The organism is Rhizobium aureum, from assembly GCF_030182495.1.
Lineage (GTDB): Bacteria > Pseudomonadota > Alphaproteobacteria > Rhizobiales > Rhizobiaceae > Rhizobium > Rhizobium tropici_C.
Genome location: NZ_JAQJCI010000006.1, coordinates 24,037 through 49,494 on the forward strand (window position 1 = coordinate 24,037; position 25,458 = coordinate 49,494).

Here is a 25,458-nt window from a genome sequence, read left to right on the forward strand (position 1 = left end):
TGAGGCATTGGTCAAGCCGAGAGCTTGAATCCTTCGGCCTTAGCCTGTTCATTGACGCGGCCGCTATAGGGCAGAATGCGGCGGAGAACCTCTTGAGCAAGCGTCTGGGCGTTCTGCTGCGCCTTGTCGAGATTGCTGACGGTATCGGAATCGATCGAATAGAGGGTCTGGCCGTAGCCGAAGACCTCGCGATAGGCCGCACGCTCGATGATCGGCGTCGACAGTACATGAACCCGGCGGCTGGAGAGCAGTTCCTTCACGGATTGCAGCGCGCGGGTGGTGACCATCGGATTGACGCGGGTCAGAACCACCGAATGCGGGATGCGGATATCGGCCCGATCCTCGAGATATTGCAGCAGTTCGATGACGTTGGTCGCGCCTTCCGCATCCATGGCCGAGCCTTGGACGGGGATGAGCACGTAGTTCGAATAGCCGAGCGCCTGTGCCAGCAGCGGACTGCGGGCGCCGGGCAGGTCGATGAGCAGGAAATCGACCTCGGCGCGCAGCTTGCGCGCATGCTGGCCGAGATTGGCGGCTGTCACGTAGGAAACGACTGACAAAGAGGACGGTGCCTTCGAGCCCAGCCGCTCATGCCATTTGGAGATCCACAATTGCGGATCCGCATCGAGGATGGCCACCGAAAAGCCCATGCGGGCAAGCTCGCAGGCAACGATGACGACGGCTGTGGTCTTGCCGGCGCCGCCCTTGGTGTTGGCAAAGGTCAAAACGGCCATGGGAATTCCCTGTACTGATCGGTTGGGCAACGCAATGGGGTAGGCGAAGAGCTGTCATGGCTTGCTGAGATCGTTACGCATTTATGGTTAACAAACCTTTTTGAATTACGGCGTGACCGATCGTGCCAACTCTTTACCCGCCAGCTAGCGGCGTTTATCCGCCGCCAGAATTTCGCGGGCGATCTGGTTCAGCCCCACAGTCCTGTCGACACCGCCATGGGCGATCGCCTCCTTGGGCATGCCGAAGACCACCGAGGTTTCCTCGTCCTGGGCGATGGTGAAAGCGCCGGCATCGTGCATTTCCTTCATGCCGCGGGCACCGTCGTCACCCATGCCGGTCATGATGACGCCCATGGCATTTCCCGCGGCCGAGCGCGCAGCCGACCGGAAAAGCACGTCGACGGAAGGCCGATGCCGTGAAACGAGAGGGCCGTCCTTGATCGCGACGACATAGCGCGCACCCTGGCGTTCCAGAAGCGTATGCCTGCCGCCGGGGGCGATCAGCACGTGACCGCGCAGGACCGCATCGCCATGTTCGGCTTCCTTGACCTCCACCTCGCAAAGGCTGTTCAGGCGCTTGGCAAAGGCGGCGGTGAATTTCTCCGGCATATGCTGCACGATGATCATGCCAGGCGTATTGGCTGGAAGCGCCACGAGCAGTTCGCGCAGTGCCTCCGTGCCGCCCGTCGACGCCCCGACGCAGACGATCATTTCCGTCGTCTTGGCCATGGCCCTGCCGCTCGGCGGCGGCAGGACGGCATCGGCGGTCAGCTTGGCCGTCGGTCCGCTCGGAGTGGCCGCGCGACGCCGTAGCGCTCCAAGTCTCGCCGCTGCCGCACCCTTGACCGTCTCGCGGATCGTCGCCGCCGTCTCCGCAAGATGGTCGGCGGCGGCGATCCTGGGCTTGAGGATGATATCGACGGCTCCGGCTTCGAGGGCCTGCATCAAGGTTTCCGATCCGGCTTCGGTCAGCGAAGAGCACATGACGACCGGGATGGGGTGCTGTGCCATCAGCTTGCGCAGGAAGGTGATCCCGTCCATGCGCGGCATTTCGACATCGAGCGTGATGACGTCGGGAATTTCTTCCTGGATCTTCTTCGCTGCCATGAAGGGGTCGGCAGCGGCACCCATCACCTCGATATCCGGGTCGGCCGACAGCACCTGTGTCATGACCTGCCGGACGCTGGCGGAATCATCGACAATGAGTACGCGGATCTTCTTCGGCATGCGTCAGACCTTCCGAAACACGGTATTGGCGACCTGCTTGACCGGCAGGCTGAGGCCGCTGATCGTTTCGGAATGGCCGACATAGAGGAAGCCGCCGGTCGCCAGCTTCTCGCAGAGCCTGGAGAGCACCTTTTCCTGCGTCGGCTTGTCGAAATAGATCAGCACGTTTCGGCAGAAGACGATATGAACCTTGTCGCCGATCTCATAGGCGCGATCCATGAGATTGAGACGACCGAAGCCGATCCTCGAACGCAGCTTGGGATGGATTCGAACTTCGCCCCGTTCGGGGTCGCGCGCTTCCATGACATAACGCAGGCGCCGCTGCCGGTCGACCAGGTCGATCATCGCGGCGGGATAGACGCCTCTGCGTGCAACCTTCAGAACATCGGTCGAAAGGTCGGTGGCAAGGATGCTGTATTCCGGTGCGCCACGGATTTCCCGATAATCTTCCATCACCATGGCGATCGTATAGGGTTCGGCACCGATGGAGCAGGCTGCGCTCCAGATCCGCAGGTGATTGTGTCCCGCCGCCAGCAGTTCGGGGATGGCGGCATTTTCGAGATGCTCGAAATGCTTCGGTTCCCGAAAGAAATCCGTCTTGTTCGTCGTGACCGCGTCGATCAGGTGAATGGCCTCGCGATCGATACCGCCACGCTTGAACAGATAGTCGCAATAGCCGTCGAGATCGCCGATCCCCGTTGCTCGCAGCCGGCGCCTCAAACGTCCTTCCAGCATCGTGCGTTTGCCCGGAGGCATCTTGATGCCGCTATAATCGTAGATATAGCGGGCGAGCTGGTCGAAATTCCGCCGGCTCAGCCCCTTGTCCTCGTAGTCCCTTACATCCTGCATTGCCACTTTACGCCTCACTCACACAGCGGCGAACTCGGAGGCCTGATGGCCGGTGCCCACGCCCATCAACGAGACCTTGTCGCTCGATGAGAAGAGCTTTGCGAGATCGATGATCACGACGAAGCCGCCCTCACGGCGTACGACGCCGGCAATGTATTCCGACGGCCAGCGCACGCCGATATCGGGAGCGCTTTCGATCGACTGGTGCTTGAAGGATGTCACCTCGAAGACACGATCGGCGACGAGGCCCAACGTGAGGGCCTTGTGCGTGATCGGAATGTCGATCACGAGGATGCGCGTGTGCGGCGTCTTCGCAGTGGCGGACATGCCAAGCCGCAGGCGCAGATCGATGATCGGTACGCCTTGACCGCGCACGTCCCTGAGGCCGAGCAGGTAATGCGGTCCATGCGGAATACGGAAGGCGTCCTGATGGTCCAGGATCTCCCGGACCACTTCGACGGGCACGGCGAAGCATTCATCGCCAAGGCCGAAGGTTACATATTGAGCTTCGGTGCTGGATGCAGCCATTTATGCGCTCTCCTTGAATTCCGCATCGTCTGCGTCTGGTCCGCCCATGGACATGTCGAGAGAGAAGCCCTTGAGGCGGGCTTGCTGCGCGGCAACGCTGTTGTCGGTTCGTGCGGCCGGTGTCCTGGCAGCTGGTGCCTTGGCGACAGGCCGGGACTTGGCCGGGCTGGCGGGAGCGTGGACCGGCTGATGCACGGTCTGCGTCTTGCGGGCATTGGCCTGGTCGACCTTGAAGAAGGCGATGGAAGCCTGCAGCTCCTCTGCCTGGGCGGCCAGTTCTTCCGAGGTTGCCGACATCTCTTCGGAGGCACCGGCATTCTGCTGCGTCACCTTGTCGAGCTGCTGAATCGCCTCGTTGATCTGCGAGGCGCCGATATCCTGCTCGCGGCAGGCAGCCGAGATTTCGGCCACCAGTTCGGCGGTCTTGCGGATATCGGGCACGAGGCGCGACAGCATCTCGCCGGCTTCGGTCGCAACCGTGACGGTCTCACCCGAGAGGCTGGAGATTTCGGCGGCCGCTGCCTGGCTGCGTTCTGCCAGCTTGCGCACTTCGGAGGCGACGACGGCAAAGCCGCGGCCATGCTCGCCGGCACGGGCTGCCTCGACCGCGGCATTGAGGGCCAGCAGGTCGGTCTGGCGGGCGATCTCCTGGACGATGGAGATCTTCTCGGCGATGGTGCGCATGGCGTTGACGGCGCGGTCGACGGCCTGGCCGCTGACCTCAGCGTCTCTGGCGGACTGACGGGCGATCTTCTCGGTTTGAGCGGCGTTGTCGGCATTCTGCTTGATGTTGGCGGCCATCTCCTCCATCGAGGCGGAGGCTTCCTCGGCTGAAGAGGCCTGCTCGGTGGCGCCCTGCGAGAGCTGCTCGGAACCGGCCGACAGCTGCTGGCTGCCCGACGAGACATTGTCGGAAGCCGACAGAGCATCCGCAACGACACCGCGCAGGCGTTCGACCATCGATTGAAGCGAGGTGCCGAGCGTGTCCTTGTCCGACATCGGCTTCGGCTTGACCGTCAAGTCGCCGTTGGCGATCTGATCGGCGATCGTTGCGGTATTGCGCAGGTTGCCGGTCATGACGTTGATGGTATCGACCAGATCCTTGATCTCGTCATTGGTCTTGATTTCGATATTCTGGTTGAGATCACCGATGGCAACGCCTTCGGCGACCGCCTGGATTTTTTTGAGACCGCGGTTGATGCCGAGCGCTATCCAGATGGCGATCACGCTCGACAGTACGAACATGACGGCGAGCGAGGTCAGCAGAAGGTTCCGCGCGAAAGCATATTGGTCATTGGTCGCCTGGTCGGTCGCGTGCAGATCCGCAATGATCCCGTCGTTGATTTTGCCGACAATGTCGAGAAGAACGGTCGTCGCCTTTCGTCCTTCGCCCATGGATAGTTCAGCCGCTTTCCGATTGCTGTCTTCGGTATTTTCGACCGCGAGCTTCAAAACCTGGGCGTCGACTTCCTTCCAGGCCGGAAACTGTCTGGAAAACTCCGCGACCTTGTCTGCGATGGCAGAATCTTGCGCTAATTTCTCTACGAGTTGGTCGATCGTGGCCTCATTGGCACGAACCGCATCGACGTAACCGCTGATGGCCTGCGGATCGTTGTTCAGAATCGCATTCTTTTCATTGCGGATTGCATTCAGGACGGCGTTAGAAAGTTCGCCGGAGCTGCGTTGATTTGCGGCCGGACCCTGAATGATCTCGGTAATGGCCGAATTCAAGGAAGACAGGCTCATGATCGCCAGGACCGACATGCCCGTGGACATGACAATCAGCAGGCCGAATGCGAGGGCCAATTTGAGTTTGATGGTAAAGCGCATCTCTGAAGCTCCTGGAGATGGAGAGATTTGATAGTTAAAAAAGTCAGACGGGGAGCCGTCTTGATGCGCGAAGACCGATACATTCACCCTTCCGCGAACCGTTTCCGGTTCTTGAGGCCCGCAACAGCATTTGCCGGCCTTTGATCCGGCGCCTTCGGGCGCCGGATCGTGTCGAGATCAGGCCAGCCGCTCAGGCGCTCTGGCGAAAGTCGTTGTCGTCTGCGTCTGGTCCGCCCATGGACATGTCGAGGGAGAAGCCCTTGAGGCGGGCTTGCTGAGCGGCAACGCTGTTGTCGGTTCGTGTGGCCGGTGTCCTGGCAGCTGGTGCCTTGGCGACAGGCCTGGACTTGGCCGGGCTGGCGGTGTGATGGATCGGAGCATGGACCGGCTGATGCACGGCCTGGGCCTTGCGAGCATTGGCCTGGTCGACCTTGAAGAAGGCGATGGAAGCCTGCAGCTCCTCTGCCTGGGCGGCCAGTTCTTCCGAGGTTGCCGACATCTCTTCGGAGGCACCGGCATTCTGCTGCGTCACCTTGTCGAGCTGCTGGATCGCCTCGTTGATCTGCGAGGCGCCGATATCCTGCTCGCGGCAGGCAGCCGAGATTTCGGCCACCAGTTCGGCGGTCTTGCGGATATCGGGCACGAGGCGCGACAGCATCTCGCCGGCTTCGGTCGCGACCGTGACGGTCTCACCCGAGAGGCTGGAGATTTCGGCGGCCGCCGCCTGGCTGCGTTCGGCGAGCTTGCGCACTTCGGAGGCGACGACGGCAAAGCCGCGGCCATGCTCGCCGGCACGCGCTGCCTCGACCGCGGCATTGAGGGCCAGCAGGTCGGTCTGGCGGGCGATCTCCTGGACGATGGAGATCTTCTCGGCGATGGTGCGCATGGCGTTGACGGCGCGGTCGACGGCCTGGCCGCTGACCTCGGCGTCTCTGGCGGACTGACGTGCGATCTTCTCGGTCTGTGCGGCGTTGTCGGCATTCTGCTTGATGTTGGCGGCCATCTCCTCCATCGAGGCAGAGGCTTCCTCGGCGGAGGAGGCCTGTTCGGTGGCGCCCTGGGAGAGCTGCTCGGAACCGGCCGACAGCTGCTGGCTGCCCGAGGAGACATTGTCGGAAGCCGACAGAGCATCCGCGACGACACCGCGCAGCCGTTCGATCATCGAGTTGACGTGGCCAAGAAGTTCGCCGATCTCGTCCTTCGTCCGTATTTCCGCAAACTCGCTCAGATCACCGTCGGCCACCGTTTGGACCGTCTTGACGGCACGGCTGATGCCCTTGTTGATCGAAACGACGATCCAGAGAGCCGAGACGAATGCAACGATCGAAGCGGTGGCGGCGATAATGATGAGAATGAAGCGTGCATTGGCGTAGTCGGCGTCCGAATCCTGATCCGCCTGTTTCAGCCTCGCACGTTCGGTATCGAAGATCTGAGCCAGAACACCGTCGATCTTGGTGCTGATGTCGCGTCCTTCCGTCGACGAAATTTCAAGCGCACCGTTGCCGTTGCCCGCAAGTGCCATGCTGCGAATGCGGTCGTCGGCATTTCGCCAGGCAGCAGACAGATCCTTGATCTGCGACCAATAGGCCATGTCCTGATCGGTGGTGTTGGCCAGTATTTTTGCAAAATCCGCATCGAATGCGGAACGCGCTGCATCGCTCTTGGCGATATAGCCTTTCGTCTCGTCGGCGGACGCGGAGGACAGCATGTTCTTCTGCTGCCGCAGCTGCTGCAGGACGGCGATGTCGAGATTCTGCGCAAGTCGCAGGCGTTCGGCAGGCCCTGACAATGTATCGGACCAATTGTCGTTCACCTGACCGAGGGTTTTGATGCTGTAGACGGCCGTGCCAAGAAGCATGGCGATCACGACAGCAAACGTTAGAAGCAGCTTGAGCTTGATCGTAAAACGCATCTGATGGCCTCCTTGTCCTAAAAATTCACGCTGTTGCTCGAAGTGTACCCGCCCGCTGCGACGAGAAGATCGCCTGCAAATTCGGGAGGATGATGAATTCGCCATCGCGCTTTACGAGGGCGTGGATGTAATCGGCGCGCCAGCGCATGCCGATGACGGGCGGCGGCTCGCTTGCGGCTCTAGAAAGCTGCGTGACCTCATGCACCTTGTCGGTGCGGATGCCGATCAGGGTCGTTTCTCCGTCCAGCTCGAGTTCGGTGACGACGATGCGGCTGTCGATGGTGACGTTGCCGGCTTCCATGCCGAAGGCGATGCGGATATCGGCAAGCGGAATGACCTTGCCGCGGAAGTTGATGACGCTGCCGACGAAGGGCAGGCTGCCGGGAACGCTGGTCTCGGGCAGCAGATCGAGGATTTCCTGCACGACGACCGCATCGATGGCAAAGGTTTCGCCATTGAGGCTGAAGGTCAGCACGGAAAGCTCGTCGGCGCCTTTCCAAATGGCGCGATAGTCTGATTTTAGGTCTGCGTCGGTCATCCTGCTGCCCGCAATTGCGCCTCCTGGTGCTGTCCGGCCGTGATGAGGTGAACGACATCGAGGATCAGGGCCACGTTGCCGTCGCCGAGAATGGTCGCGCCGGAAAAGGTGGAAACATGGTCGTGCAGCTTCGACATCGACTTGATGACGGTCTGATGGTCGCCGATGATCTGATCGACGACGAGGCCGACTCGGTCGCTGCCCGTCGAGATCACCACCACCTTCTGATAGGGATCGGGTTCCGTGCCGGTGCGGAAGAGTTCCCGCAGGCGCAGGAACGGCACGAGATCGTCGCGCAGAGAGATGAAGCTGCGTCCGCGCGAGCGCAGGTCCTGCTCGACCGAGAGCTCGAGGCATTCTTCCACCGCGGCGAGCGGGATCACGTAGCGCCCATTGCCGACACGAACGAGAAGGCCGTCGATGATGGCGAGCGTCAGCGGAATGCGCAACGCGATCTCGGAGCCCTTGCCGAACTCGCTCGTGATGTCGATTGCTCCGCGCAGCGTCTCGATCGTCTTCTTGACCACGTCCATCCCGACGCCGCGGCCGGAAAGGTTGGTGACCTTTTCGGCAGTGGAGAAGCCGGGCTGGAAGATCAGCTGCAGCAGCTCCTTGTCCGAAAGCTGGGCGCCGGGCCGGATAAGGCCGTTGGCTTCCGCCTTCGCGCGCACCCTCTGCCTGTCGATGCCGCGTCCGTCGTCCTTGATGGAGATGACGACTTCGCTGCCGGTCTGGTGTGCGGAAAGGATGACGCGCCCGGTCACCGGCTTGCCGGCTGCGACCCGATCATCCGGGCTTTCCAGGCCGTGATCGATGGAGTTGCGCACGAGGTGAACGAGCGGATCGGCCAGCCGGTCGATGACCGTCTTGTCGACTTCCGTGCCCTCGCCCTCGGTGACGAGTTCGATATCCTTGCCGGTCTCTCGGGCAAGGTCATGGACCAGCCGACGGAAGCGGCTGAAGAGGCTTGCAACCGGCATCATGCGCAGAACCATCATCGTGTCGCGCAGCTCGCCGGCCAGGCGCTCTATTTCTTCCGATACCGAGCGCAGGCCGAGATCGGCGGCCGAATTCGCCATCTGGCTCAGCCGCGACTGGGCGATGACCAGCTCGCCGACCCGGTCCATCATTTCGTCCAGGCGCAGGGCCGGGACGCGGACATTGTCTGCCTGCTTCTGCGATTTTGCGTCGGCCGGCGGGGCCTTTCCGGCATCGACCGGGTGGGCGGCAGCCTTCGATCCTTTGTCTTCGACGGGCCGCTCGACCTTGGCGACGACAGGTGCCGGGGCCGGCTCCTTTGGCGCCGCAAGCTCGTTCAGCTCCATCGTCATCTCGTCCATGACGAAGATAAAGACGTCTTCGATGTCGGAGCGCGGTTTTTCCGTCGTCAGACGAACCGTCCAGCCGATGTGCAGATCGCGCGGCTCCAGCTCGGCCAGCAGCGGAATGGCATCGGTATCGGCTTCGATCCGGCATTCACCAAGCTCGCGCAGCTCGTCCAGCAGCCCGAGCGGATTGGTGCCGTTGGCCATCGAATTGGCGGGCAGGCTGAATTTCAGATGCCAGGTCTTTGCACCGCCGGCATCCGGAACGACGGCAGGGATGACCGGCGTACTGGCCGGTGCAGCCGATGCACTCGTCGATCCGGCCGCACCGACAGCCTGACGCAGTTTTTCCAGGAGAACGGAACTCATGGCCTCGTGGTCGCCGTTCGGGTTTTCCAGCAGTGCCTGCATATGGCCCTGAGCGTCGAGAACGGCGCTGACCAGCTCCTTGGTGGCCGGCGCTTCGCCCTTGCGAACGCGGTCGAAGGCCGTCTCGCAATGGTGGGTGAAGGCGGCGAGCTGATCGAAGCCGAACATGGAGCCCGATCCCTTGAGCGTATGAAGACCCCTGAAGACCGCATCGACCTGAGCCCGGTCGCTGAGGTCGCGCATCAGATCGAGGAGGCCTGCCTCGATCAACTCGAGCTGCTCGGCGGCCTCCGTCCTGAAGACGGCGATCGGATCGAGTTCGTTCATTTGCCGAGAACCTTGCGCGCGATCTTGATGAGGGTTTCAGGGTCGAAGGGCTTCGTCAGCCATCCCGTCGCTCCGGCGGCCTTGGCCTGTTGCTTGAGATCGCCATCCGACTCCGTGGTCAGGAAGATGACGGGTGTCCCCATATAGGCCGGCAGCTGCCGCAGGTTGCGGATCATGGTCAGTCCGTCCATGTTCGGCATGTTGAGATCGGTGACGACGAGATCGAAATTGCCCGATTTCAGCTTGTCGAGACCATCGGCGCCATCGACCGCTTCGGTGACGGAATATCCGGCGTTGGTCAGCGCAATGCGCGTCGTCAGCCGAATGCTGGCGGAGTCATCGACGGTGAGAATATTGGCGCTCATGCTGCTTTTCCTTCTAGCCAGAAACTGTCTTCTTGCCGGTCCTCGCCAAGGAGGCCCGCGCGTTGCAGGACGGTCAGAAAATTGCCGTCCGCCGGTTTGTTCAATGCGATTGTCACGCCGGCGCGGCTTGCCGTCTGCCGTGCGGACAGAAGCAGCTGCGGCAGGGTGAGATCGATCTCTTCATTGTCGTCGATGTCGATGACCAGGGAACGGCTGCGCAAGGCCGCTTCCTGGAGGTAGACCTGGATGATGTCCCTGACATTGGTGATCGTCTTGATCGTCAGTGGTCCGTGAAGGTGTAGAATTTCAGTCTGCTCGTTCATGCCGGACCTCGGGATAGCTGAAGTGTGGGAACCGTTGTCGTTACGTCGCCGCGATCTTCGGATTCAAAGAGTGCCTTGATATCCACCCAGCGGCGGCAGAAGGCGGCAACGCAAGCCGGATCGAAATGGGTGCCGCTGCTGTTGACGACCTCACGGAATGCGTCGGCGATCGGCCAGGCGGCCTTGTAAGCCCGTTTCGAGCAGAGCGCGTCGAAGACGTCGGCGATGGCAACGATGCGGGCCTCTATCGGGATAGAGGTGCCGGAAAGCCCCTTCGGGTAGCCGGCACCATCCCATCTTTCATGATGGCTCTCGGCGATCTTGCCCGCCATCTGGATGAGCTCGCTGGAACTGTCGCGCAGGATCTCGGCGCCGAAATCCGTGTGCTCCTGCATCTGCCGCCGCTCGTCCTGGCTTAGCGGACCGGGCTTCGAAAGAATGGCGTCCGGCAAGCCGATCTTGCCGACATCGTGAAGGGCGCTGGCAAGGAAAATCATGCGGCATTGCCCGGCATCCAGGCCGACTTCCTCGGCGATTATCCGTGCGACGAGCGCGACCCTATCCAGATGGTCCGCCGTCTCTCCGTGACGGCAGGCGATCGCCTTGGAAAGGCGCCAGATGATTTCCTCCTCGCGCCGCTCTATCCGTTTCATGGCGGCGTCGAAATCGCGCTGCAGGGTCGCCGCTTTGGTCGCCAGCGCCAGTCGTTCTTCTCCTATGCTGAGAATGTTGCGGACGCGGATCGTCAGTTCCGTCTCGTCGATCGGCTTGGTCAGGAATTCCGTCGCGCCTGCCTTCATCGCTGCCAGCTTGATATCCGCTTCCCTACGGGAGGTAATCATGATGGCGGGAATATGAGAGGTAAGCGAATTCTTACGTATATGGGCGATGACCTCGACGCCGTTCATATCGGGCATCATGTAGTCGACAAGAACGAGATCCGGTGTCTTGTCGTCAAGCCGCGCCAAAGCATCGTTCGGCCGGAGGAAAGACAAGACTTCGCTGCCTTTGATCGCTTCGACTGCCCGGCGAAGCGTGGCGACAACGGAAGGACTGTCATCTATTACGAAGACGCGCATAGTTACCCCGCGGAGCGCCCGCGGCATATACGCGGACCTGCTCACGATTTTCGGCTTGGAGGTTGTTGGAGGCCTTTCTTATGAAAGGGCCGCGTCACAATGATTGTGAATCTTGGCTGAGGTAACGAAATCGTTAAATGGCTAACGGTGTGTTAAACTTCGTCTCAACCTGTAGGTGATTTTGCAATTAACTGCGATAAAGTGATAAGCTTGCGCTTTTCTGATATTAAATATCGGCGTCGTCGCTAACATTGCGGCGACTGACGCGCGTCGACGACGGCGAGACACCGTACATGGCTCGATAGCGCGCCGCGAAATATCCCATATGACTGAAGCCCCAGCGTGTGGCTATTTCCGATATATTCTCGTCGAGATTGCCATAAAGCAGATCGTGATGGATCTGCTGGAGCCGCAGGCGCTGCACGTAGTTCAAGGGGTTCATGCCCATATTGTGCTGGAAGGAGAGCTGCAGGCTGCGCACGCTCTGGCCGGCATTCCGCGCGATATCCAGCACGGTGAACTCGTCACCCAAATGAGCCTGGATCCAGTCCAGCGCCCGTTTGAGATTGCGCGGGCGGGCGCTCTGAATCATGGTTTTCGATGCCGATCTCGGCCATGATTGCACGAAGGTCGTTACCAGCGCCTCCTCGAACAGAGAAGCACCCAATGGAGAGCCGGCAAAAGGATGCTCGCCCGGTTCCAGAAGCAGGGCAGCCATACGGTGGATCGTTCGAACACCCTTGTCGCCGGTGCCGGCGATCGTGTCGAAGCCGCGAAAAAACAACCCAGGATCGTCTTTTCCGATGTCGATCAATGTCAGGCAATGAACGCGCGGTATGGCGAGGGCAATTTTGCCGGCATCCCTGGACGCTTTGATCCTTGTAGGCCCAGGAGACTGCAGCATGAAGGTGGTTCCCGCCATGGCCGTGAACTCCTGATCCTCGGTCTCGACATGGAAGGTCCCGCTTTCAACGAAATGCAGTTCTATACGATCTGCGGGATCGAATAGATAACGGATTTCGTAACCCGTTTCCGAAGAGATCTTCCAGACCGCCATCTTTCGGATGGTCGTCAGGGTAATATCGAGGCGAAAATGCGAGGCCTCGGGCATGCGTTCGAAAACAGCGGGTAGGCCGGCATGCGCGAGCCTTTCCTGCAATTCCTCGGTTTCGCAGAACGACCAAGCATATTTTCCGATCGCTATGTCCATCTTACTTCAATCCGCTTCAGCGGGCGCGTTGGTGAGTAGGGCCGCAGGTGACCGAGGCCTGAAAAAAGGCATGGCGTGCACGCACGCTATCTATAGGGTCCGGGTCTTGCTCAGGGCTTTCCGGCGCCACCTCGGGGATTGTGGCAATGCAGTAACATCGCCGTTTCGTCCTCGGCGTTAACTCCGTGTTTTTCTGTTCGTCTTAGTTTTCCGGAATGGTTCTAGGCGGAGTCCAAGACAGTATGGCGTATGCAGCGACAAGCCGACAATTTACCCCTTCGACGGATAGTTTCGTCGATCGCCTGGAAAGTGCCCGATTGCAGATCGAGCAGCGTTTCCTGGATGGTGGTGCGGTGCTGATCACCGTCACGGAAGCGCTCGCCAAGCTGGTCAGCCTGCTGGAACACATCGGCAGCTCACTGAAGGAGGAGAATGCGACCGAAGCGACGGCTCGCCTTCTCCAGACGGTGGATCTCCTGAACAAGCTGCCACCGGCCGAAGCGCGGCGCCACGCATGCGTGGCCTCGATCAGCCAGACCGGGCAATCGCTTGCTGAGCACGTGCTCTCGATGGAAGAAACGCTGCGCTATCTGAGAACCTTCGCCGCGACCGCCAAAATAGCGGGTGCGCGCATTCCGGATTTTTCGAGCTTCGCCAGCGAAATCGTCGAGCGCATCGAATTCGCCACCAAGGAGGTCAAGGCGCTGTCGCTGCAGATCCGCTCGCTGGAGGTGCAGATCGAAACCGCCGCCGCCAGTGAGGATGGGTCGCTGGCCCAGCATCTGAACGGCATACCGTCCATTGTCCAGCGTCTCGTGTCGAATGCCGAGGAGATCCAGGTCCAGCGCCGCAATCTTTCGGAGCTGGCGGATACGGTTGCCGGCCTGGCGCGCAAGATCCAGAGCAAGGTCGCCCATACACTCTCGGCCATGCAGATCGGTGATATAACACGGCAGAGGGTCGAGCATTGCCAGGCTGCCCACATGATGACCGAAGCCTATCTCGCGTCCGAAGCTCCGGCCGATCTTTCCGCCGCCGATCGCCAGCGCCTCTCGCAATTGACGATGACGCTGATCTTCGAGCTGCTCGGCGAGACGACCAAGGGATTCGATCGCGAGACCGCCAAGATCGTCGACAATATCCGCGGCTTCAGCGGCGATATCGGCACGCTGCTCAACCTCTACCAGACGATGATGTCGCAGAGCGGTGAGGACGGAAAGAGCCCGATCCATTCGCTGCGTGGCGATCTTTCCGCCGCCCGGGCTGTTGTCGATCGCATTGATGTCGCCGCGGCCGGAGCAAATCGGCTCAGCGAGAAGACGTCCGAAATGGTCAAGGAACTGACCGCAAGCATTCAGACCATTCAGCTGGTACGGCGTGATATTCAATACATGGCGCTCAACACCAATCTGCGCTGCGGCAAGCTTGGCGAGGAGGGGCGGGCAATCAATGTCGTCGCCGGCGAATTGCGGTCGTTTGCATCGCTGCTCGACGAGGATGCCGAGAAGATCCTGGTCGGGCTCGGCACGCTTGAAACGCAGACCGCCGGCCTCAAGGACTGGCGCCAGACCGGCGAGCCGGAAAACTCTTCCGGTCTCGGCAGCCATATCGACGCAGCTCTCGTCCATATCGGCGAAGCTGGGGCGTCGATGGATATGAATGTGCGGGAACTGCGCCAATGCGGCGAGACCATGACCTCGCAGGTGACCGAAATTGTCGCGAGCCTGGATTTTCGTTCCGGGATCGGGGAAATCCTGGCATCCTGCACCAGCGAGGCCGCACTTGCGCGCCGCGCATTTGCCGGCACGAGCGGACTGGAAGTGCCTGTGGCGGCCATTTCCGAGCGCATTTTCAAGATCTATACCATGGCCGCCGAACGCGAGATCCACGCGAGCATCTTCGGCGTGGTGAACCCTGTGGCCGAAAGCGGGCCAGCCCCAGCCAGCGATGAGGAGCTGTTCGCGGACGCTCTCTTCTGATTGCGATCTCGCGTGTCCAGCGACAGTCGCCGGCGTGACGGGCGAGGGCCTGTTGCGGCCTTTCTCTGTGCCTTCGTGATGCGAAGCCTACGTCTCATGCCATGCCCCATGAAAGGCTGACGCCGTCTTGATGTTCCCTTGACAATTCCGGCGCAGATGGTTCGGCGAAGCCAGTTTGCCGGATCTTTGCATGAATCGAGAGACATTGATCGCCGGGACGCCTGACGGCGTCGTATCCAGAATTCCCCTTCGCGCAACCGCGCCGGAGGACGCCGATGGAGCGCGTTCAGCACGATATGTCGTGCTGAAGAGGGTATTGACGTTTGGATTGCGGGTGCGCTGGAAGCGAGCGCTTCTCTTTTGGGGTCGCTTCGCGGCCAATCCGCTCCTCACCATCCGCTGGTGGCGCTTTGCCGCGGCCTTCGCCGCCGAGCAGGGATTGCCGCCTCCGCACGACGAGCTGCTGCAGAAGCCGCTCTCGAAATTTCTGGTCTATGGGATGCTGAACTCCCTGCGTCTTACGCTCCTCACCGATCATTTTGCGATCGCGGCAAGAATCCTTTCGGCGGAGAGCATGGCGCGGCTCTGGCGTGGCGAATGGCTGGAAATGGGTCTCGTCCAGGGACGCAGCGAAACCTATGCATGCCTTATCGCGCTTGCCGATCGCAGCGGCGGGCGCCATGAGGGCGCCTTTGCGGTCAAACTCATGCGCGTCGAAGACAAAGCCGTTCTCTGCACCGCCAGATTTACTTTTGTCAGCCAGGGTCCGGAGGATCGGTATACTTTCCTCGTCGGGAGCATGCAGGGGCCGCGCAATGCGAAGCAACGGATCGTCGAAGTGACCCGCGATCTTTTCGGCCTGCGTCCGAAGGAGGCGATACTGGTCGTCCTGCAAGGCCTGGTGACGGAAGGCGGCATGCAGCACTTCCTCGCCGTCTCGCAGGTCAAGCATCCGATCCGGTATCGCCGCCGCACGCGGCAATCGATGATGCTGTCGAACGTCGATGCTTTCTGGACCGAACGAGGCGCCGAACCCGAGGATACCTACGGCTTCAGAGTGCCATTTTCCAGAATCTGCGGAGCCGACAGGCGCAGCCGGAGCAAAATGTGTTTCTACAGTGTCGGCGAACTCTTCCATTGATCATCGGAGGCGGCCGCGCGAGCCGGATTCAACCATTCTATTTCTTGGCTTTCACGCAAATCCGGAAAGGAAACCGCGCTTTCCCGGAATTGCCTTTTATTGGCAAGGTTCGTGTGCTCTTTCCTGCTCGACGCTTGCAGGCAGATGGATTGCGACCATGGCGCCGCCTTCCGGCCGGTTTGCAAATTCCAGATACCCGCCATGGGCAACTGCTATTGCCTGCACGACGGATAGCCCCAGCCCTGTGCCGCCGGTTGCACGCGAACGTGAGGTATCGCCTCGCCAGAACGGGTTGACGGCGACGGCGTCCATGTCCTGCGGAAATCCCGGGCCGCGATCGAGGAGGCGGATGACGATGCTTTCATCCGGCAAGCGCTCGGTTTCGCATCGCAGCCAACCGCCGTCGGCGGCATAACGGCAAGCATTTTCAAGAAGCGCCAGAAGCGCCTGTCGCAGGCGGGGAGAATCCGCCGAGGCCCAGGCGGGCTGCAGATGCGTTTCAATCCGTAGCTTGCTTGCGTCCAGCATCGGCTTTGCCGAGGCAATGACAGTCTCGGCCAATTGCGATGCGTCGATGCGCCGGCGTTCGACCACCAGCTTCTGGCCGATGGCCAGAGACAAGGTGCGCAGGTCCTCGACAATCCGGCCGAGACCCTCGACCTGAAGGAGGAGGTCGGAGACGATCTTGCGGTCCATCGGGAAAATGCCGTCGATCATGCCCTGCAGCGATCCCTGCAGGATCGTCAGCGGGGTTCGCAGCTCGTGCGCGATCGCCATGTTGTTGAAGCGCAGCCTCTCCTCCATCGTCTCCAGCCCTGTCGCCAGCGCATTGAAGGTTTCGACAAGGCTCGCGACCTCGCGGGTGCTACGGTGGGAAGCGGCAACGCGAACGGAGAAATCGCCTGATTTCAGACCATCCGCGGCCAAGGTGAGCTCCTCAAGCGGACTTGCAAGGCGCCGCGCCAGATAGATACCGATGAGGGCGCAGATCAAAGCGGAAAGCAAGCCGCCTATCAGCACGGAAAGCTGTACCTTGAAATCCGTCGGCTCCGTCAAGGAATTGAGGTGTTCAAACAGGATCCTGAGGGAATCGCCGTCCGGAACCTTGTTCTCGCTCAGCATCGTGTAGGCCGTCGCGGCCCTTGGCGGTAGGGCGTCGGTAATGTTCTTCTCCAGATAGGAGGCATACCAGTTGACCTCCAGATATGTCAGGCCGACGCTGAGGAGCAACATGATAGCGGTAACGATGGCCGTGAGCGTGGCCAGCGGCAGGCAGGGAAATCTTGGTATCTTCATCTCGGATCCGAAAAACGATAGCCGATGCCGCGCACCGCAGGAAAAAAGCCGTTCTGTCCCATGTCTTCCAGCTTGCGCCGAAGGTTGGAAATATGCGTGTCGACGGTGCGGACCAAGGCCTCGCTTTCGGGCAGACAGGCATCGAGAATGTCCGCGCGCGCGAACGCCTGCGTGGGGTGGCGGATCATGTAGGCGAGAATCCTAAATTCGCTGAGCGTCAGGAGCAATGGAATGCGGTGCCCGTCCTTGAGGACAAAGACGGAATAGCTGCCGAAATCGACCTCGATGGCACCGAAACGCCGAATGGTTTCCGCCCGGTCACCCTGCGTCCGTCGCAGAACCGCCCTGACGCGAGCAACGACTTCCTGCGGGTTGAAGGGTTTGACGACATAGTCGTCGGCTCCGAGGCGCAGTCCGCTCAGGCGGTCTATGTCGTCGGCAACGGCCGTCACCATGATGACGGGCGTCGAGCCGGCCTGGCGCAAGCGACCAAGCACCCCGAAACCATCCAGTTTCGGTAGCCGTACATCCAGGAGCACGATGTCGGGCTTTAGAAGCGCGTGATGCTGAAGCGCGGTTTCGCCGTCGCCGGCGCGGACCGTACGAAAGCCGTCCCGCGTCAGATAGCCCTCCAATATCTGTGCGATAGCCGGTTCATCCTCCACGATGAGAACGAGACTGTTGTCCACCCTAGCGCCCTATTTTTTCGTTTTCCTTAGCGGCTTCGCCGCCCGACTCGTACTATCGCGGACGAAACCCGCTTCCGCAATTTCCAAACGGTCTTCCGGACGTCTGGCGATCGATTCTGAACACAGCCTTGATGCGATCTTGGTCAATTCTTGACAATCGCGATTCAGATTGCCGCCGTTCCGCCTCGGGAGATATGGCATGTGGAAATTTGCATTGTATTCTTGGAATTCCGCGTCCGGGCGTTCGGGCAGATCGGAGACCGGCGCGACCACGGATGGAGAGCTTGCGGTCATCGGCATGATGATCGTCTGGACCAGTTTTGTCTTCGTAGTCTTTCCCAAACTCGATCTTGCCGTTGCACGCCTGTTCGCTCATGGGCAGGTGTTCTGGCTTGCGGAGAATCCCTTCCTGAAGGCGGTACGGGACATCAGCCGCCAAAGCCAATCTTACCTTCTCTGCACCATGGCGGTGATTGTCATTCTCCATGTCTTCCTGCCGAGGCGGCTTCGTTTCTGCCCTCCGCACAAGCCCTTGTTCGTGCTTTTGAGTTTTGCCGCCGGGCCGCTCCTGATCGTGCAGACGTTGAAAGTCGCAATCGGACGCGTGCGTCCGCGCGATCTCATCGAGTTCGGCGGCATTGCGGATTTCACCCCGGTATGGCAGTTCTCGGCCGCCTGTTCTCGCAATTGCTCTTTCCCTTCCGGGGAGGCTGCGGCGGCTGCCGCCGGGCTTTCGCTGCTGGTTTTCGTGCCCGCCGGAGGCAGGTGGATTGCCGCGCTGCTTCTGACGCCGTGCCTGTTGTTCGTGGCGTTCAACCGCGTCATTTTCGGTGCTCATTTCCTGTCGGATGTGATGCTCGGCTGGCTTCTGACCATGTTGGGCATGGCGCTGATCTGGCGCTGGGTGGAAGCGAACTCGCGGGCGATCGATCGCTTCGTAACGCGCTTCATGTTCCGGTAAGCCGTCTTTTGCGTTTCTCTTTCGCCGTTGGGCAGGGCGGGCGAGCATTATTGTCGCCGGAATAGGTGATACTGACAGAACGCATGTTACAGACCTTAATACAACGTTTGTTCACCTTTCCATCGATCAGGGTTTACTTATTTACTGTTGGCATGCCGGCGGATGCGACGAAGGTCGAGCGCCGGATGGTTCATGGGGCCGACAGGGTGAGAGTGATGGGATGGTCTTGGTAGATTGGGCATTACGTGGAATGCTCGACATGGATCGCCGAAGAAGGGCGGGCGCTCGCAACGGCCACTTCGAGCCATGGGTCGTGCTCGCCGTGGAAAGTTTCGAGCGGGAAATGCTGGTTTTCTACAGGCGTTCGCAGTTCAAGGTCATTCATACGGCGGCATGACGGCCGCAGTGCAAACGCAACATACGGGTGTGAAAGCCGTCTCCGTATGCGGCGGTGAAGCGGGCGTGGATGTTGCAGGCGCGCTAGGGGCGCGCTTGCACTGTGCACGGCGTCAGCCGAGCCACATGGACAGTTCAATATCCTCGCCGAAAGCTACGGACATGTATCCGCTTGTCGGCGAGCGCACCCAGGTCAGATAATCGGGGCAGAAGTCTGCATTGTCGGCAAGCACGAGGGCTCCCGGCCTGAAATGGCTCTCCACCAGCTTCAGAATGTCGGGATAGAGCGCCTTGGCGCCATCGAGGAGCAGCAGGTCGATAGTATCCGGTAGGCCGGAACTCAACGTCTGCAGGGCATCGCCTTCCCGGATCTCCACGAGATCGATTAGGCCGGCGCCTGCCAGATTTTCCCGTGCCCGCGCCACCTTGGAGGGCTCGAATTCGGTGGTAATGAGGCGCCCACCGCCATTGTCCCGCAGCGCGGCGGCAAGATGGAGGGTGGAGATGCCGAAGGAGGTCCCAAATTCCACGATGGTCCGGGCACCGGTGCTGCGCGCCAGCATATAGAGCAAGCTACCTGCCTCCCGCGAGATGGCGAGCGGAATGTCCTTCAGCCGAGCGTAGAAATCGAGATAGTCGGTCTTGCTGCGCACCAGACGCGCGCGCTCCTCGCTGGAGAGGCCGCTCCAGTAAGCGGCAACCGATGGCGTTGTTGCCGGCGACGCAGCCTCCGCTTCCTCGAACAGGCGATTGAGCAATGGAGCGAGCGGGGGATTCGTCAGTGTGGTCATGTTCTCTCCGTTCAGAGCTGAGGTTTCTGCTTGCGGCGAAAATACGAATAATTCATCGCATTTTCTAATCGCGTTGACCGATGCTACGTGTGGAGTGATCGTATCCATTTGAAAATACATCGAAAAATAGACACCCCTGACCATGCGAGCGCAATTTCTCCGGCGCAGCCATTCGCATTTCAGGAGGCATCGGAGACATCGAAGCCGACGATATTGACCGGATGGTCGAAGCCCCTCAGCGCGTGGCTGCCGAAAGACCTGCATTGGACGCCGGCTGCCTCGGCGATATCAGCTGTCATCAGCATGACTGCGTCCAGCTCCTTGGCCAGCGCCTGCAATCGGGCCGAACGGTTTACTGGCGTCCCGATGATCGCAAACGAAAATCTGCCCGCCGAACCGATGTTGCCGTGGACGACTTCGCCGATATCGATGCCGATCCGCGCCCGTAATGGCGGCGCCGTCTTTCTCGACGGCATGGCATTGACGAGCTCCAGTGCCCGCAGCCCTTCCAGCGCGGCTTTTACCGCGGCGGCACAGAGCGGCTGTTCGCTTCCGGCGTCCGGAATGGGGAAGAACATGACGACGGCGTCGCCGACATGGCCGGACACCTGACCGCCGGCGCCGGACACAGGCCGGGTCATCGTCTCGAAGAACAGATTGAGATGATCGATGAGAGACCGGGGATCCAGTCGCTCGGTCAGCGAGGTGAACTGGAACAGGTCGCAATAGATCACGATCGCCCGAATTTGCTCGACCTCGCCAAGACCCACGCGGCCGTCGAGCAAGGCGGTTGCAGCATTGCGCCCGAGATAGGTCTGCAACAGGACGCGCGCGGCAGCGGCATTCAATCGGGCTCCGATAGCAAGTGCGAAAACCGGCGTCACGAGGTGCAGCAGCTCTATCTCCGACATTGAAAATCCGCCGGGGCGGTCGGTGATGAGCAGGCTCATCACGTCGTCGAAGAAACCGAGCGTGATATCTGGGGCAAGATAATTGGCAAAGGCTATGGCGTCAGTTGTTCCGCCGTGCGGAATGGATGCGAGGCGGCCGCTGCTGGCATTAAGACGGAGAACCGTTGCATCCTCCTCCAGCATGGCAGCGAAGATCTTGCCGGCAAGGATATCGTCTTCGGTGCCTTCGCCGTCTCGCCGCCAGCGAATGAAATGCTGTGCTCTCTCCGGATCGACGGCATCACAGGCGACCTCGATCGTCGAAATATCGAGACCCACGCCATTCAGCGTGCGGCCGAGGAGAATGACGAGCTCCGAGTCGCTTGCGCCGGCGAGTGCTGCTTCCACCAGCTCTCGGCTCACGCGCGAGAACGTCTTTGCCAGGGTTTCGGCCTCGATCGACCTCGTTACCGGTCCGTTGCTTTCATCGCCATGTTCTTCGGTTTGCATGGGACGCAAAATACGATTAATTCGTCAGCTTTCCTATTCGCATTGGCAGGCATCGATATGACGGATCGTCCAAGAGCCCGGATTTCCTCGCGAAAGCAGCCGAAGCAGGTTCGCTCGACCGAACTCGTTTCCGCAATCCTGAGTGCCGCGGCTCAGGTTTTGGCAAAGGAGGGCGCCCAGCGTTTCACCACGGCACGCGTTGCCGAAAAGGCCGGCGTCAGCGTCGGATCCTTGTATCAATATTTCCCCAATAAGGCGGCGATCCTCTTCCGTCTGCAGAGTGACGAATGGCGGCAGACGTCGGACCTACTGCGCCGCATCCTGGAAGACGCCGCGACGCCGCCGCTGGACCGATTGCGCGCTCTCGTCCATGCATTCATCCGCTCCGAATGCGAGGAGGCCGCCATGCGTGTCGCGCTTAACGACGCAGCGCCGCTTTATCGCGACGCACCGGAAGCGCATGAGGCGAGGTCATCCGGAGACCGTATCCTGCAGCAGTTCATGCGCGAAGCCTTGCCACAGGTTGATGATGCGGTCCGCATCCTGGCGGCGGACTTGATCGCGACGACGCTCAGTGCGACGGGAAAACAGCTTTCGGAGAGCCAGCAAACAGCGCAGGAGATCGAGGCCTATGGTGATGCCATGGCGGACATGTTCTGCGCCTATATCGAAAGCCTCAAGCGTCGATGAGAGGCGGTGCAGCATGGTTGCGCGCTCAGGCACAACGCTGTGTTGACACCCTTTCGACAAGCGCCTATTGGAAAAACCAGCCGGTTCCGCTGGCCGTAAGCGTTTGACGTCAAGCAACGCACTCAACGATCCTCGATGGTCGGAGTGCGTTTTGTTGTGCCTTCGCCGATCGAGGAAAGCCTGGAGACCATCATGGCTTTTCAATCGACACATGATCCGGCGCGCGGTCGCCTTCTGCTGCTGAGCGTCATTCTCTTTATCTCCTATCTTTGCGTCGGCATGACATTTCCGATCGTGCCGATCTACGTGACCGAGCAGTTGAAGCTCGGCAATGTCTGGGCCGGGCTCGGCGTCGGCATTGCCTTTCTTGCGACCATTCTGACACGCGGCTACGCCGGTAGTCTTTCCGACCATCGGGGCGCCAAAGTTGCAGTCGTTCGAGGGCTGGCATTCTACATGGCCGGCGCTCTGATATCACTGGCCGCCGGCCTGATCGTTGCTGCGACGATACCGTCATTTCTGCTTCTTCTTGCCGGCCGCCTGCTTCTTGGCCTGGGTGAAAGCCTTGTCGCCGTCGGCGTGATCGCCTGGGGCATCGGTTTCGTCGGGCCTGCGCGTTCGGGCAGGGTCCTCGCCCTGGTCGGGGCCGCGATCTACGGCGCTCTTGCTGTCGGCGGTCCCATCGGGCTGGTACTGCTCGATCGGTTCGGCTTTGCCGGCGCAATGGGGATCAGTGCCGCTCTTCCCTTCCTGGGACTGCTGGCGATCTCCCATATTCCCGGCGTTGCGCCACATCCCGGGGCGAAGCGGCCACCGCTCTGGAGCGTCATCAATCTTATATGGCTGCATGGATCCATCGTGTGCCTGCAGGGTATAGGCTTTGCGGCGATCGGCGCCTTTTTTACGCTGTATTTCCACGATCGCGGCTGGAACTATGCCGGACTGGGCCTGACCGCCTTTGGTGGTGGCTTCGTGCTGGTGCGCCTGCTCTTCGGTCATCTGCCGGATCGTCTCGGCGGTTTGCCTGTTGCAGCCATGTCGCTTTCCATCGAAGCGATCGGCCAATTCCTGATCTGGAATGCAAACGATCCCATTCTTGCGCTGGTTGGTGCATTTCTGACGGGGCTCGGATGCTCGATGATCTTCCCGGCCATGGGTCGGGAGGTCGTCCGGCTGGTGGACCCGCATCTGCGCGGCACTGCACTTGGTGGTTTCTCGGCCTTCCAGGATCTTGCCTATGGGCTGACCGGGCCGCTGGCTGGCATGCTGGCCGACAAAGCCGGTTATGGCAGCGTCTTCTTGGCAGGGACCGTCAGCGCGGCCGGCGGCCTATTGATCGCATTCTCGCTTCGCAGGGCGCGGGCCGCCGCGTTTAACTAAGCCGCATCTGGTCCCCACCTCCGGTGGGGATCAGCCATTGCCGCGTGGAACCGTTCGTCAAGAGTAAAGATCGAGAAGCAGCTACAGAGCGCGAAAAACGACGCCATAGTGATAGGGCGGCAGCTCGACCGTAGCTTGCGCTATGAAGTCACCGGCTTCGACGATGGCAGCGAGCGTTGCAGGCGGCATGCGCATCTCGCTCTTCGGCCCGCGCGGCTGTCCAAGTACCGTGGTTTCCTCGCGCGGCTGCGCCTTCCAGTTGACGATGCCGAACAATCCCTCTGCAGCAAGCACGGAACGGACGGCACGAACGAGGGCAAGCTGATCGGGAACGCCATGGAACGTGTTTGCCATCAGAACATAATCGATCTTTTCGGGAAGATGTCCTGCCACATCAAGCGCGTCGGCGTGAATCCATTTTTGCACGGATACCCTTTGTCGCGCGGTTTCCGCTCTCGCCATCTCGATCATGCTTTCATCCAGATCGAGCGCATAGACCTTTCCTTCGACGAGTTTCGCCAGCGGCGCCGTAAAGTATCCATCGCCGCAACACAGATCGAGAACCGTCATGCCCGGCGTGATACCGAGCGCTCGGAGCATGCCTTGCGGATCGGGCCAAAGCGCCGACCACCAGTCGCGGTCGGGCATCGATGTGGCCGGAAATGCTTCACCCATGACGGGCCTCCGCAAGGGGTTGAGTTGATCGCAGCCGGCTGGCATGCAGCCCGAGCTACCGCATCTGCAATATGATGGGGCTGCTGCTTGCCGGATCGGTATGCTCGCGCAGGGATTTCACGTCAACAGGCGCGACCGCCCCGCCGCGGTTTCCCCAGGAGGACCGAACGAAGGTCAGGACATCGGCGATCTGCTGGTCCGAAAGCTGCTGCCTGAATGGCGGCATGCGATAGGCGTCCGGAATGCCGTTCGCCACGACGCGGCTGGAGCCGTTCAGCGTCACGTTGATCTGAGAGGCGTTTTCCTTTGCGAGCGATGCGGCGGAGCCGGCCAGCGGCGGGATCCATTGTTCCTTTCCGCGACCATCGATGCCATGGCAGAAGCTGCATTTCGCGACGAATGTCTGGGCACCGGGCACTTGCTGACGGGCAGGCAGGGCGACGTCCTTGGCCGTAGCTTCGTCATATTGCCAGGGGGTACCGTCGCGTGCCGGGTCGCCTGGCAAGGACTTCAGATAATGGCTGATGGATCTGAGATCGTCATCGGTCATGAACTGGGTCGAATTGTTGAAGGCATCGGCCATGGAGCCGAAGACGACGGCATGGCCGTTTCGGCCGGTCTTGAGAAAGGCGTATATGTCCTCTTCGGTCCATCGGCCGAGGCCTGTATTCGGATCGCCGCGCAGGCTCGGGGCATACCATCCGTCGAGAAGGGCGCCGGAAAGATAGAGCGGGCTGCTTTCATCGAGCGCTTTTTCCGCCATGGTGATCGCGCGCGGCGTGTGACAGCTGCCGCAATGGCCCGGTCCCTGGACGAGATAGGCGCCTCGATTCCACCGATCGTCACCGGCGGCTTTAGGCTGATAGGCTCCGCTTTCGGTAAAGACCGCATTCCAGAGCGCAAGCGGCCAACGCATGTTCATCGGCCATTGGATTTCGGAAGGTTTGTTCGCCTGGCGAACGGGCTCGACCCTGTTCATGAAATAGGCGTAGAGCGCGCGGATATCGTCGTCGCTCATTTTCACATAGGAGGGGTAGGGCATTGCCGGATAGAGGCGATGTCCGTCGCGTGCAATGCCCTGGCGGACGGCGCGGTCGAAATCGGCCAGCGTATAGTCGCCTATGCCGGTTTCCTTGTCCGGCGTTATGTTGGTCGCAAAGATCGCGCCGAGCGGCGTTCCCATTTCCAGGCCGCCGGCAAAGGGTGCGCTCTTCGGTGTGCTGTGACAGGCAACGCAGTCCCCCAGGCGCGCGACATACTCGCCATGTTGGAGCAGCTCCTGTGAAGGTGTCTGCACCGCGGCGACGCTATCGAAGGGAGATGCCGGCTTGCGGGTTACGAACCACGCGACGCCGCCGGCCACAAGCACGACAATCAAAAGAAGAACCAGAAGAAATCTCTTCAAGAATGTGCCCTCATGTCTTTGCTTCGGGATTTCGGACTC

General features: G+C 60.6%; 24 protein-coding genes. 6 read left to right on the forward strand and 18 right to left on the reverse strand.

All coding sequences use genetic code 11. The annotated features are described in order from the left end of the window. Positions 1-11: 11 nt before the first annotated feature. From PH552_RS16325 to PH552_RS16380, 12 genes are all read right to left on the reverse strand, one after another. The gene (locus tag PH552_RS16325) at positions 12-734 is read right to left on the reverse strand and encodes a ParA family protein (RefSeq protein ID WP_112342793.1); all 723 of its coding nucleotides are present in this window, start codon (positions 732-734) and stop codon (positions 12-14) included. Between the two features lie 144 nt (positions 735-878). Then, entirely contained in the window at positions 879-1,961 is a 1,083-nt protein-coding gene (locus tag PH552_RS16330; protein WP_112342792.1) for a protein-glutamate methylesterase/protein-glutamine glutaminase, read from the reverse strand. A gap of 3 nt (positions 1,962-1,964) precedes the next feature. Further along, positions 1,965-2,810, reverse strand: a complete 846-nt coding sequence (locus PH552_RS16335; protein ID WP_112342791.1) for a CheR family methyltransferase — start codon at positions 2,808-2,810, stop codon at positions 1,965-1,967. Between the two features lie 18 nt (positions 2,811-2,828). Next, on the reverse strand, positions 2,829-3,338 hold the full coding sequence (locus PH552_RS16340) for a chemotaxis protein CheW (RefSeq protein WP_285166179.1): 510 nt from the start codon (positions 3,336-3,338) through the stop codon (positions 2,829-2,831). Then, on the reverse strand, positions 3,339-5,168 hold the full coding sequence (locus PH552_RS16345) for a methyl-accepting chemotaxis protein (RefSeq protein ID WP_183764921.1): 1,830 nt from the start codon (positions 5,166-5,168) through the stop codon (positions 3,339-3,341). A 190-nt stretch (positions 5,169-5,358) separates the two neighbouring features. After that, positions 5,359-7,080 carry a methyl-accepting chemotaxis protein gene (locus PH552_RS16350; protein ID WP_145644636.1) on the reverse strand — a complete coding sequence of 574 codons (1,722 nt, stop codon included), beginning with the start codon at positions 7,078-7,080 and terminating at the stop codon, positions 5,359-5,361. Positions 7,081-7,105: 25 nt separating this feature from the next. Continuing rightward, positions 7,106-7,618 (reverse strand): chemotaxis protein CheW, encoded by a 513-nt coding sequence (locus tag PH552_RS16355; protein WP_112342487.1) that lies wholly within the window; start codon positions 7,616-7,618, stop codon positions 7,106-7,108. After that, positions 7,615-9,639: a chemotaxis protein CheA gene (locus PH552_RS16360; protein WP_112342486.1), complete on the reverse strand. Its 2,025-nt coding sequence runs from the start codon at positions 9,637-9,639 to the stop codon at positions 7,615-7,617. Before PH552_RS16360 ends, PH552_RS16355 begins: the two co-directional genes overlap by 4 nt. Further along, positions 9,636-10,004 (reverse strand): response regulator, encoded by a 369-nt coding sequence (locus tag PH552_RS16365; RefSeq protein WP_112342485.1) that lies wholly within the window; start codon positions 10,002-10,004, stop codon positions 9,636-9,638. Before PH552_RS16365 ends, PH552_RS16360 begins: the two co-directional genes overlap by 4 nt. Beyond that, positions 10,001-10,327, reverse strand: coding sequence for a SulP family inorganic anion transporter (locus PH552_RS16370; protein ID WP_112342484.1), 327 nt, complete (start codon positions 10,325-10,327; stop codon positions 10,001-10,003). Before PH552_RS16370 ends, PH552_RS16365 begins: the two co-directional genes overlap by 4 nt. Beyond that, the gene (locus PH552_RS16375) at positions 10,324-11,406 is read right to left on the reverse strand and encodes an HD-GYP domain-containing protein (protein WP_112342483.1); all 1,083 of its coding nucleotides are present in this window, start codon (positions 11,404-11,406) and stop codon (positions 10,324-10,326) included. The genes PH552_RS16370 and PH552_RS16375 overlap by 4 nt, the downstream gene beginning before the upstream one ends. A gap of 226 nt (positions 11,407-11,632) precedes the next feature. Further along, the gene (locus tag PH552_RS16380) at positions 11,633-12,616 is read right to left on the reverse strand and encodes an AraC family transcriptional regulator (RefSeq protein ID WP_112342482.1); all 984 of its coding nucleotides are present in this window, start codon (positions 12,614-12,616) and stop codon (positions 11,633-11,635) included. Between the two features lie 242 nt (positions 12,617-12,858). On the opposite strand from PH552_RS16380, the gene PH552_RS16385 reads away from it, so the two are divergent. Beyond that, entirely contained in the window at positions 12,859-14,595 is a 1,737-nt protein-coding gene (locus PH552_RS16385) for a hypothetical protein (protein WP_145644635.1), read from the forward strand. 190 nt (positions 14,596-14,785) lie between these two features. Next, on the forward strand, positions 14,786-15,736 hold the full coding sequence (locus PH552_RS16390; RefSeq protein ID WP_112342480.1) for a DUF535 family protein: 951 nt from the start codon (positions 14,786-14,788) through the stop codon (positions 15,734-15,736). Between the two features lie 96 nt (positions 15,737-15,832). Here the strand turns inward: PH552_RS16390 and PH552_RS16395 are convergent, their stop codons facing one another. Both PH552_RS16395 and PH552_RS16400 read right to left on the reverse strand, forming a co-directional pair. Next, positions 15,833-17,032: an ATP-binding protein gene (locus tag PH552_RS16395; RefSeq protein WP_112342479.1), complete on the reverse strand. Its 1,200-nt coding sequence runs from the start codon at positions 17,030-17,032 to the stop codon at positions 15,833-15,835. Next, positions 17,029-17,721 (reverse strand): response regulator, encoded by a 693-nt coding sequence (locus tag PH552_RS16400; protein WP_112342478.1) that lies wholly within the window; start codon positions 17,719-17,721, stop codon positions 17,029-17,031. The genes PH552_RS16395 and PH552_RS16400 overlap by 4 nt, the downstream gene beginning before the upstream one ends. A 214-nt stretch (positions 17,722-17,935) precedes the next feature. Between PH552_RS16400 and PH552_RS16405 the strand changes: the two genes are divergently transcribed. Further along, positions 17,936-18,682: a phosphatase PAP2 family protein gene (locus tag PH552_RS16405; RefSeq protein WP_246698635.1), complete on the forward strand. Its 747-nt coding sequence runs from the start codon at positions 17,936-17,938 to the stop codon at positions 18,680-18,682. A 259-nt stretch (positions 18,683-18,941) separates the two neighbouring features. After that, complete coding sequence (locus tag PH552_RS16410) at positions 18,942-19,079, forward strand: hypothetical protein (RefSeq protein WP_162736960.1); 138 nt, start codon at positions 18,942-18,944, stop codon at positions 19,077-19,079. A 112-nt stretch (positions 19,080-19,191) separates the two neighbouring features. On the opposite strand, the gene PH552_RS16415 is transcribed toward PH552_RS16410, so the two are convergent. Continuing rightward, positions 19,192-19,869 carry an O-methyltransferase gene (locus PH552_RS16415; protein WP_112342476.1) on the reverse strand — a complete coding sequence of 226 codons (678 nt, stop codon included), beginning with the start codon at positions 19,867-19,869 and terminating at the stop codon, positions 19,192-19,194. 179 nt (positions 19,870-20,048) lie between these two features. Beyond that, positions 20,049-21,269: an adenylate/guanylate cyclase domain-containing protein gene (locus tag PH552_RS16420; RefSeq protein ID WP_112342475.1), complete on the reverse strand. Its 1,221-nt coding sequence runs from the start codon at positions 21,267-21,269 to the stop codon at positions 20,049-20,051. A gap of 57 nt (positions 21,270-21,326) precedes the next feature. Between PH552_RS16420 and PH552_RS16425 the strand changes: the two genes are divergently transcribed. Together PH552_RS16425 and PH552_RS16430 are read left to right on the forward strand one after the other, a co-directional pair. Beyond that, positions 21,327-21,959 carry a TetR/AcrR family transcriptional regulator gene (locus PH552_RS16425; RefSeq protein ID WP_112342514.1) on the forward strand — a complete coding sequence of 211 codons (633 nt, stop codon included), beginning with the start codon at positions 21,327-21,329 and terminating at the stop codon, positions 21,957-21,959. Between the two features lie 192 nt (positions 21,960-22,151). Next, positions 22,152-23,339, forward strand: a complete 1,188-nt coding sequence (locus tag PH552_RS16430) for an arabinose transporter (RefSeq protein ID WP_112342513.1) — start codon at positions 22,152-22,154, stop codon at positions 23,337-23,339. Between the two features lie 81 nt (positions 23,340-23,420). Here the strand turns inward: PH552_RS16430 and PH552_RS16435 are convergent, their stop codons facing one another. Both PH552_RS16435 and PH552_RS16440 read right to left on the reverse strand, forming a co-directional pair. Continuing rightward, positions 23,421-24,014, reverse strand: a complete 594-nt coding sequence (locus tag PH552_RS16435) for a class I SAM-dependent methyltransferase (RefSeq protein WP_112342474.1) — start codon at positions 24,012-24,014, stop codon at positions 23,421-23,423. 55 nt (positions 24,015-24,069) lie between these two features. Beyond that, positions 24,070-25,419: a c-type cytochrome gene (locus PH552_RS16440; RefSeq protein ID WP_112342473.1), complete on the reverse strand. Its 1,350-nt coding sequence runs from the start codon at positions 25,417-25,419 to the stop codon at positions 24,070-24,072. Between the last annotated feature and the right edge of the window lie 39 nt (positions 25,420-25,458).